The following is a 9,332-nucleotide window of genomic DNA, read 5'->3' as shown; positions in this document are numbered from 1 at the left end:
GGACACCGAGGTCTACGTCATGCCGTTCCTGACGTACACCACGCCGCGGGCCGCGCGGAACGCGCTGCGCTTCCGCTACTCGCTGCTCGACGCGGCACGTCGCCGTGCCGGCCAGCTCGCGCAGAAGGGCGCGCTGTTCCCCTGGCGCACCATCAACGGCGAGGAGGCGTCGGCGTACTACGCGGCCGGCACCGCGCAGTACCACATCGACGCCGACATCGCGTACGCGCTGAGCCAGTACGTCGGGGCCACGGGCGACGTCGAGTTCCTCGACCGCGAGGGCATCGACGTGTTCGTGGAGACCGCCCGGCTCTGGGCCGACCTCGGCTTCTGGCGCAGCGAGGAGGGCAGCACCTTCCACATCCACGGCGTCACGGGGCCCGACGAGTACACGACGGTCGTGAACGACAACCTGTACACGAACGTCATGGCGCGCTTCAACCTGCGCCGCGCGGCCGAGGCGGTGCGCACGCTGCAGCACTCGAATCCCACGGCGTACGCCGACGCGAAGGCGCGCCTCTCGCTCACCGACGAGGAGGTCGAGGAGTGGGGTCGCGCGGCCCGCAACATGAGCATCCCGTTCGACGAGCACCTCGGCATCCACCCGCAGGACTCGCACTTCCTCGAGCGCGAGATGTGGGACCTCGACCACACGCCGCTCGACAAGCGTCCGCTGCTCCTGCACTACCACCCGCTCGTCATCTACCGGTTCCAGGTGCTGAAGCAGGCCGACGTCGTGCTGGCGCTGTTCCTGCAGGGCGAGGACTTCACGCCCGAGCAGAAGCGCGCCGACTTCGAGTACTACGACCCGATCACCACGGGCGACTCGACGCTGTCGGCGGTCGTGCAGTCGATCATCGCCTCCGAGGTCGGCTACCACGACCTCGCGTACCGCTACTTCCTGTCGGCGCTGTTCGTCGACCTCGCCGACCGGCACGGGAACACGTCCGACGGCGTGCACGTCGCGTCGACCGGCGGGGTGTGGAGCGCCGTGGCCGCCGGGTTCGGCGGCTTCCGCGACCTCGGCGCCGGGCAGTGGACGATGGACCCGCGCCTGCCCGACGACTGGGAGTCGCTCACCTACCGGCTCACGCTGCGCGGCACCCGCGTGCGCGTGACCGTGCGCCCCGACGAGCTCGAGCTCGTGGTCGAGGACGGCACCGGGCACCTGGCTTTCGAGGTGCGGGGCGCCGAGGTCGTGGTCGGGCCCGACGCCCCCGTCACCGTGCCGCTGGACGGCCAGGGTCCGCGCCTCGAGGGCGAGCCGCCCAGCCCGATCGGCACCCGCCGCTCCGACGGCACGATCATCTCCGCCATCGTCCCCGGCGCCTGACCCATGGGTCGCCCGTGAGGCCCGTTTGCGTGGGGCCCCACGCAAACGGGCTCTCCCCATCGCAAACGTGCGGGGTTTCTGCAGGTTTGGGTGGGGCCCCACGTAACCGGGCGCAGGCGGGGCGGTCCGTCGCGCGGGACCTGTCGGACCCGCCCTAGACTGCGGGGTGTGTTGATCGTCAGGTACGAGGTCAGTGACGGCAGGTCCGGGGAGGACGTCGTCCTCGTCGACCAGAAGTGGTCGTTCGGGCGGGTCGGCGGCGACGAGGCCCCGACCGTCGAGACCGACGACCGACGCGTCAGCCGCGGTGCGCTCGTCATCCGCGACAGCGGCCCCGGTCCCGTCGTCTTCCGCGGCCAGCGCGGCGAGCAGGCGCGGGTCGGCCTGGTCAGCGACGACGGCAGCACCGAGTGGCTCGCCGAGGGCAAGGCCGGCAACCTCACCGCGACCGCGCGGCGGGTGACCTTCGACCTGCAGGACGAGAACGTGCTCTCGCTCGAGGTCGAGTTCGCCGACCGGGGCAGCGTCGTCGAGCGGCAGCAGGCCGCGCAACCGCACCTCACCCTGGTGCCGGACCCCGACGACACCACCGAGCAGCCGTGAGCGGGCCGCAGGACGTCGAGTCCGTCGACCTCGCGTTCCTGCAGGGCCTGCCGAAGGCGGAGCTGCACGTGCACCACGTCGGCTCCGCGTCCGTCGAGGCCGTCGCCGAGCTGGCGGCCCGGCACGAGGGCAGCACCCCGGTGCCCACCAATCCCACCGCGCTCGCCGACTACTTCCGCTTCACCGACTTCGCGCACTTCGTCGAGGTGTACCTTTCGGTCGTCGACCTGCTGCGCACCCCCGACGACATCTGGACCCTCACGCACCAGGTCGGCACCGACCTCGCCGCGCAGAACGTCCGCTACGCGGAGCTGACGCTCACCCCGTACACGTCGATCGTCCGCGGCATCCCCGTCGAGGCCTACCTCGAGGCCGTCGAGGACGCGCGACGTCGGGTCGAGGCCGACACCGGCCTCGTGCTGCGCTGGATCTTCGACATCCCCGGCGAGTCCGGCCTGGAGGCCGCCGACGTCACGCTCGACGTCGCCCTGAACCATGCGCCCGACGCGCTCGTCGGCTTCGGCCTGGGCGGGCCCGAGATCGGCGTGCCCCGTCCACAGTTCGCGGAGCACTTCGCCGCGGCGCGCGCCGCCGGGTTGCACAGCGTCCCGCACGCCGGGGAGTCGACCGGGCCCCAGACCATCCGCGACGCGATCGAGCACCTCGGGGCCGAGCGCATCGGGCACGGCATCGCGGCCGCGCAGGACCCCGCGCTCATGGCGCTGCTCGCCGAGCGCGGCATCGTGCTCGAGGTGTGCCCGACGTCGAACGTCTGCACCCGCTCGACGCCCTCGCTCGACGAGCACCCGCTGCCGACGCTCGTCGCCGCGGGCGTCCCGGTCACGATCAACAGCGACGACCCTCCGATGTTCGGCACGACCCTCACCCGCGAGTACGCGGTGGCGGCCGACCTGCTGTCGCTCGACCGCCCCGGCGTCGTCGACCTCGCGCGGGCGGCGGTCGACGCGTCGTTCGCGCCCGACGCGGTGAAGACGTCGATCCGCGCCGAGCTCGACGCCGTCTGACCCGCTCGGTCTGCGTCAGCCCTTCTGCACGGTCGGGGCCACCGGCACCCGCACCAGCAGCACGCCGGGGCGGACCTCGGCGGTGATCTCGGTGCCCTCGTCGACGGGGTCGCCGTCGAGCTGCATCGGGGTCGGGCCGGTGGCCTTCACGTGCACCCGGCGCCCCGTGAACCGGTCGAGACGGTCGTTGGTGCGCTTGCGGCGCGTGATCACGCGGACCGCGATCGAGACCCACCCGAAGAACCGGCGCGGCGCGATCACCACGACGTCGAGCTCGCCGTCGTCGATCTGCGCCTCCGGCAGCAGCGGGAGCCCCGCCTGCAGGTAGCCGACGTTGCCGATGACGACCGTGCGGGCGCGGAACGTGCGCGGCTCGCCGTCGTCGACGGTGATCGTGACCTTGGTGCCGGAGTAGCGCAGCGCCTTGACGCCCGAGACGACGTAGGCGACCCAGCCGACCTTCTTCTTCAGCTCGTCGTTGACGCCGGTCATGATCATCGCGTCCATGCCCAGGCCCGCCATGACGAGGAAGCTGGTCTCGACGCCGGCGTCGGTGCTGAACCGGGCGAGGTCGATGGCCTTGTCCTGCCCGCCGAACGCCACCTCGAGGGCGTCGCGCGGGTTGAGCGGGATGCCGAGGTTGCGCGCCAGCAGGTTGCCGGTGCCCTGCGGGATGATGGCCACGGCCACGCCGGTGCGAGCGGCCTCCTCGCACACCGCACGCACGGTGCCGTCGCCGCCGGCGGCGATGATGAGGTCGGCGTCGGCCTCGAGCGCCGCCTCGGTCTGGCCGTAGCCCGGGTCCTCCACCGTCGTCTCGAACCAGGCCGGCTCGTTCCAGCCGTGCTGGCCGGCGACCAGCCGCACGAGGGTCTTGAACTCCTCGACGTCGGTCAGCTTGGAGGGGTTGAGGACGACCGCCACGCGCTTGCGGCCCGTGCCCGTGACCACCGCGAGCTCGGGCGGGAGCCGGGTCGCGTCGGTCGCGACCGCGAGCCACAGCACGACCGTCACCAAGGCGCCGAGGGTCAGGCCGGCGGTGACGTCGGAGAGGTAGTGCACGCCGAGGAGCACGCGGTCGGCGGCCGTCACCAGCGCCAGCAGGACCCACAGCGTGATCAGCAGCCGACGGCGCCACCCACGGCCGGTCAGCACGATCGTCAGCAGCGCGAGGACCGTGAACAGCACACCGGCGCCGGCGGAGTGCCCGCTCGGGAAGGAGTAGCCGCCGATCTCGTGGATCGGCTCCTCCCACGCGGGCCGCGGACGCTGGAACACGAGCTTGACCAGGGCGTTGCCGCCGATGCCGACCACGCCGCTGAGCGCGATCCAGGTGGCGATGCGCCACTCGCGCCGTGCCAGCGCCACGCCGGCCAGGAGGGCCAGGACGATGCCGACGCCGACGTTGGACAGCACGACCGCCAGCACCTCGAGCACGTCGACCAGCCACGGTCGCGCGACGCTCACGTCGAACGCCGCCCGGGCCACGCCGTCGTCGACGTCCTGCAGCCAGGCGGCGTCGGTGCCGACGAGGAACGCGAGCAGGGCGAGCAGCGTCACGAGGACGACGAGCACGGTCGCGTACACGCCGTCGCGGCCGGGCTCGGCGCGACGCAGGTCGATCGACACAGGCGTCCTTCCGGTCGGGGTCTGGCCGGGTTCAGCGTAGTGCGGACCGGGCCCGGACGCGCCGAGGCGGTGTCGCCGGGCTCCCAGGGGGAGGACCGGGCGACACCGCCTCGGTGTCACGCAGGGTCGCGGGTCAGCGCTCCTCGGTGCCGGAGATGAAGGCCTCGAGGCGCTGGCGGCCGACGTCGTCGGGACGCTGCTCCGGCGGGCTCTTCATCAGGTAGGACGACGCGCTCAGCAGGGCACCGCCGACGCCGCGGTCCTTGGCGATCTTCGCCGCGCGGATGGCGTCGATGATGATGCCGGCGGAGTTGGGGGAGTCCCAGACCTCGAGCTTGTACTCCAGGTTCAGCGGCACGTCGCCGAACGCGCGACCCTCGAGGCGCACGTAGGCCCACTTGCGGTCGTCGAGCCACTCGACGTGGTCCGAGGGACCGATGTGGACGTTGCGGTCGTGGACCTTGCCGGCCAGCTCGCCCTGGAGGTTGGAGGTGACGGCCTGCGTCTTCGAGACCTTCTTGGACTCCAGACGCTCACGCTCGAGCATGTTCTTGAAGTCCATGTTGCCGCCGACGTTCAGCTGGTAGGTGCGGTCGAGCGCGACGCCGCGGTCCTCGAACAGCTTCGCCATGACGCGGTGCGTGATCGTCGCGCCGACCTGGCTCTTGATGTCGTCACCGATGATCGGGACGCCCGCGTCCTCGAACTTCTTCGCCCACTCGGGGTCGGAGGCGATGAAGACGGGCAGCGCGTTGACGAACGCGACCTTCGCGTCGATCGCGCACTGCGCGTAGAACTTGTCGGCCTCCTCCGAGCCCACCGGCAGGTAGGAGACGAGCACGTCGGCCTGCGTGTCCTTGAGCACCTGGACGACGTCGACCGCGGGGGCGTCGGACTCCTCGATGGTCTGGAGGTAGTACTTGCCGAGACCGTCGAGCGTGTGACCGCGCTGCACGGTGACACCGGTCGGCGGGACGTCGGTGATGCGGATCGTGTTGTTCTCGCTGGCCGTGGTGGCGTCGGCGAGGTCGAAGCCGACCTTCTTCGCGTCGACGTCGAACGCGGCCACGAACTCGATGTCGCTCACGTGGTAGTCGCCGAACTGGACGTGCATGAGTCCGGGGACCGTGCCCGCCGGATCAGCGTCCTTGTAGTACTCGACGCCCTGGATCAGGGAGGTGGCGCAGTTGCCGACGCCGACGATGGCGACGCGGATCTGGTGGTTCGCCGAACCCATGGGTTCTCCTTCAGGTGGGTGGTTGGTTGCTCGTGCTCGGTGGAAGAGGGTCAGGGGGACCCGGGCCGCTCGGCCGGGTCGGGGTGGGGGTTGCGCTCGCGCTCGATCAGGTCGGTGAGCCAGCGCACCTCGCGCTCGACGGACTCCAGGCCGTGGCGCTGGAGCTCGCGGGTGTAGGCGTCGGCGCGGTCGCGGCCGCGCTGGTTGGCCTCGCGGACGTGCTCGAGACGCTCCTGCAGCCGGCTGCGCCGGCCCTCGAGGATGCGCACGCGGACGGCCGACTCGGTGCGGCCGAAGAACGCGAACCGCACGCTGAACGTCTCGTCGTCCCAGGTGGCCGGTCCGGAGTCCTCCATCGCGGTGGCGAAGTGCTCCTTGCCGGCGGCGGTGAGGTGGTAGACGATCCGGTTGCGGCGTCCGCGCACCTCGACGTCGCGGTCCTCGTCGGCCTCGATGAAGCCGGCGCGGACCAGCGTCTTCAGGCAGGGGTAGAGGGTGCCGTAGGAGAGCACCCGCCCGAGCCCGAGCAGGCTGATGAGCTCCTTGCGCAGCTCGTAGCCGTGCATCGGCGTGTCGTGCAGCAGGCCCATGACCGCCAGCTCGAGGGTCGCGCCACGACGTGCCATCGAACCCTCCCCGCTGCTCGGTGGGGCGCCCGGCGACGACCCGCTATATCGGGACGATACATCAGATCGGCAGTTCATGTCAGCCCATGTCAGGTGCTGGTGTCAGGTCATGTCAGGTCCTGTTGTCCGGTCATGTCCGGTCCGCGGCGGGTGTCGCGGGGATCCGTCGGAACCGCCGCCCGCTCCAGCGGAGGATCCCGCTGGTCGAGTAGCGGCACGGGCGACGAAGGAGCTCCGTGCTGCGTATCGAGACCACCCGGCAACGGCTCAGCGCGGGCCGACCCTCAGCGACCACTGGGCAACGGGTCGGCGGGGGCCGGTTCCCAGCGTCTGCTTGGGGTGGTCTCGATACGCCCGGAGCACGCTCCTTCGTCGCGGCCCCGCGCTACTCGACCAGCGAACCCCTCCGCTGGTCGAGTAGTCAGGACGAGCTTGCGAAGTCCTGACGTATCGAGACCACTCGGCAACGGCTCAGCGCGGCCCGACGCCCAGCGAGAGGTCTTGCGGTGAGCGTCGCGGGCGGTGCCGCGGGGGATTCGACGGAACCGCTGCCGGGTCCGGCGTCGACCCGCCATCCTTGGGTTCTCAGGATGATCGGGCACACTGGAGCGATGCCGCGCCGTGTCCCGGGCGCACGCACAGCACCACGCCCTGCCCGCAGGGCCGAGACGGAGGAAGTGGTCCGTGGCCACCAGCACGCACCGAACCAAGCCGAAGAGCACGCCCCGCAAGCCCGGTCTGTTCCGCCGCATCGGCGGTGACGGACCGCGCTGGAAGCGGGTGCTCCGCTGGCTGGCGCTCCTGCTGGTGCTCGGCATCCTCGCAGCGGCGCTGCTCTTCTTCGTGCTCTACCGGATCATCTCGATCCCCGACGCGAACGCCGACTTCCAGACGCAGACGACGAAGGTCTACTACTCCGACGGCAAGAGCGAGCTCGGCACCTTCGCGATGCAGGACCGCGAGAGCATCCCGCTCGACGAGGTGCCCTCCGTCATGCAGGCGGCTGTCATCGCCGCGGAGGACCGCACGTTCTACGAGAACCAGGGCATCGACTTCAAGGGCATCCTGCGGGCCGTGCGCGACAACGCCACGAGCGGTCAGATCACCAGCGGTGGCTCGACCATCACGCAGCAGTACGTGAAGGTGCTCTACCTGAACCAGGAGCGCTCCTACAAGCGCAAGGTGCGCGAGGCGATCCTCTCGATCAAGATCCACAACCAGCTCTCCAAGCAGGAGATCCTCGAGGGCTACCTCAACACCATCTACTTCGGCAACGGCTCCTACGGCGTCCAGGTCGCCGCGCAGACCTACTTCGACCGTCCGGCCTCCCGCCTGAACTACGCCCAGGCCGCGCTGCTCGCCACCATCATCAACAGCCCGAGCTACTACGACCCGTACGCCGAGGGGGCGAAGGAGCGGATCCTCCCGCGCTACCGCTACGTGCTCGACGGCATGGTCAAGTCGGGTGCGATCACCGCCGACGAGGCCGCGAAGTACCAGGACCAGCTGCCGCGGGTCGTCCGCAAGAAGAACAGCAACCGGTTCCGGGGCACGAGCGGCTATCTGCTCGAGCTGGTCCGCACCCAGCTGCGCCAGGCGGGCTTCTCCGACAACGAGATCGACGGCGGCGGCCTGCGGGTCACGACGACGTTCGACCGTCGCCTGCAGCGCGACGCGGTGAACGCGGTGCGCACGATCATCCCGCAGAACCTGAACGAGCTCAACGTCGGACTCGTCTCCGTCGAGCCGGGAACGGGCGACGTGAAGGCCATGTACGGCGGGCGCGACTACCTCAAGAGCCAGCTGAACTGGGCGATGCAGAGCGTCCAGCCGGGCTCGACGTTCAAGGTGTTCGCCGTGATCGCCGGCCTCGAGGACGGCTACGGCCTGCGCACCACGCTGAACGGCAGCTCGCCGCTGCGCATCGGCAACAGCATCGTCGGCAACCAGGGCGACAGCGGTGGACGCTCGTTCGGCCCCGTCACGCTCGAGATGGCGACGCAGGAGTCGATCAACACCGCGTTCGTCGACCTCACGCAGCAGATGAGCGGGGGCGCCGAGGCCGACGCGAGCATCGGCGCGCGCAAGATCCTCAAGGCCGCCAACCAGGCGGGCATCCCGCGCTCGGTGACCGACAAGATCAACCCGGTCGCGGTCACGTCGCTCGGCTTCGCCGGCGTCCCCGCCGTCGACATGGCCAACGCCTACGCGACCATCGCCGCTGGTGGCGAGCGCGCCCAGTGGCACGTCCTGAAGAAGGTCACCGGCTCCGGGGGCAACGACCTCGAGCTGCCGAAGCGCGAGACGCGGCGCTCGATCCCTGAGGACGTCGCGGGCGACACGGTGGCGGCGCTGCAGAAGGTGACGTCGGTCGGCACGGGAACCAACGGCCGCACCATCTGCCCGACGATCGGCAAGACGGGTACCGCCACGGCGGGCAAGAACGACGCGGACCAGCACGTCTCGTCGTCGTGGTTCGTCGGCGCGACGCCCAAGCTGGCCACGGCCGTGACGTTGAGCCGCGGCGTGGGCAACGAGGACATCGAGGGTTACCTGGTGCCGTTCTTCGGCGGCCAGATGATCTGGAAAGCCAACCCTAACATCATCGAGAAGCTGCGTGACGTGAACGCGCTGATGGCTCACACGCCAATCACCCACAGCTACATGCATTGCTGGCGCCACAAAACGCCGGTGATCTACCGCGCCACGGCCCAGTGGTTCGTTGGCATGGATATCACAGGCAAAGATGGCAAGACTCTGCGCGAGCGCGCGCTGGCCGGTATCGAAGCCACCGAGTTCACCCCGGCCTGGGGTCAGGCGCGCCTGCACAGCATGATCGCCAACCGCCCAGATTGGTGTATCTCTCGCCAGCGTAACTG

The 9,332-nt window shown here is 70.4% G+C and carries 7 protein-coding genes; 4 read left to right on the top strand and 3 right to left on the bottom strand.

The window, feature by feature from the left end; genetic code table 11:
- The 3 genes from A6Q79_RS17215 to A6Q79_RS17205 all read left to right on the top strand — a co-directional run.
- The coding region (locus A6Q79_RS17215) for a glycosyl hydrolase family 65 protein (protein WP_317698847.1) at window positions 1-1,333 on the top strand (1,333 nt) is incomplete at its 5' end.
- 168 nt (window positions 1,334-1,501) lie between these two features.
- On the top strand, window positions 1,502-1,936 hold the full coding sequence (locus A6Q79_RS17210) for a hypothetical protein (RefSeq protein ID WP_067860746.1): 435 nt from the start codon (window positions 1,502-1,504) through the stop codon (window positions 1,934-1,936).
- Window positions 1,933-2,961 carry an adenosine deaminase gene (locus tag A6Q79_RS17205; RefSeq protein WP_286689237.1) on the top strand — a complete coding sequence of 343 codons (1,029 nt, stop codon included), beginning with the start codon at window positions 1,933-1,935 and terminating at the stop codon, window positions 2,959-2,961. The genes A6Q79_RS17210 and A6Q79_RS17205 overlap by 4 nt, the downstream gene beginning before the upstream one ends.
- Before the next feature lie 15 nt (window positions 2,962-2,976).
- Here the strand turns inward: A6Q79_RS17205 and A6Q79_RS17200 are convergent, their stop codons facing one another.
- From A6Q79_RS17200 to A6Q79_RS17190, 3 genes are all read right to left on the bottom strand, one after another.
- Complete coding sequence (locus A6Q79_RS17200; protein ID WP_286689238.1) at window positions 2,977-4,590, bottom strand: phosphatase PAP2 family protein; 1,614 nt, start codon at window positions 4,588-4,590, stop codon at window positions 2,977-2,979.
- Between the two features lie 133 nt (window positions 4,591-4,723).
- On the bottom strand, window positions 4,724-5,827 hold the full coding sequence (locus A6Q79_RS17195) for an inositol-3-phosphate synthase (protein WP_317698846.1): 1,104 nt from the start codon (window positions 5,825-5,827) through the stop codon (window positions 4,724-4,726).
- Window positions 5,828-5,877: 50 nt separating this feature from the next.
- Window positions 5,878-6,453, bottom strand: a complete 576-nt coding sequence (locus A6Q79_RS17190) for a PadR family transcriptional regulator (protein ID WP_067860738.1) — start codon at window positions 6,451-6,453, stop codon at window positions 5,878-5,880.
- A gap of 684 nt (window positions 6,454-7,137) precedes the next feature.
- On the opposite strand from A6Q79_RS17190, the gene A6Q79_RS17185 reads away from it, so the two are divergent.
- The coding region (locus A6Q79_RS17185) for a transglycosylase domain-containing protein (RefSeq protein WP_317698845.1) at window positions 7,138-9,332 on the top strand (2,195 nt) is incomplete at its 3' end.

It is taken from the genome of Aeromicrobium sp. REDSEA-S32_B7, from assembly GCF_001626145.1.
Classification (GTDB): Bacteria; Actinomycetota; Actinomycetes; order Propionibacteriales; family Nocardioidaceae; genus Aeromicrobium; species Aeromicrobium erythreum.
Note: the sequence above shows the minus strand (reverse complement) of the source record. Positions and strands in the feature narration are given on the sequence as shown.

What these genes read in the sequence shown, in the direction of transcription:
- A6Q79_RS17195 (WP_317698846.1), bottom strand. Translation starts at nt 5,827, where the DNA reads ATGGGTTCGGCGAACCACCAGATCCGCGTCGCCATCGTCGGCGTCGGC.
- A6Q79_RS17190 (WP_067860738.1), bottom strand. Translation starts at nt 6,453, where the DNA reads ATGGCACGTCGTGGCGCGACCCTCGAGCTGGCGGTCATGGGCCTGCTG.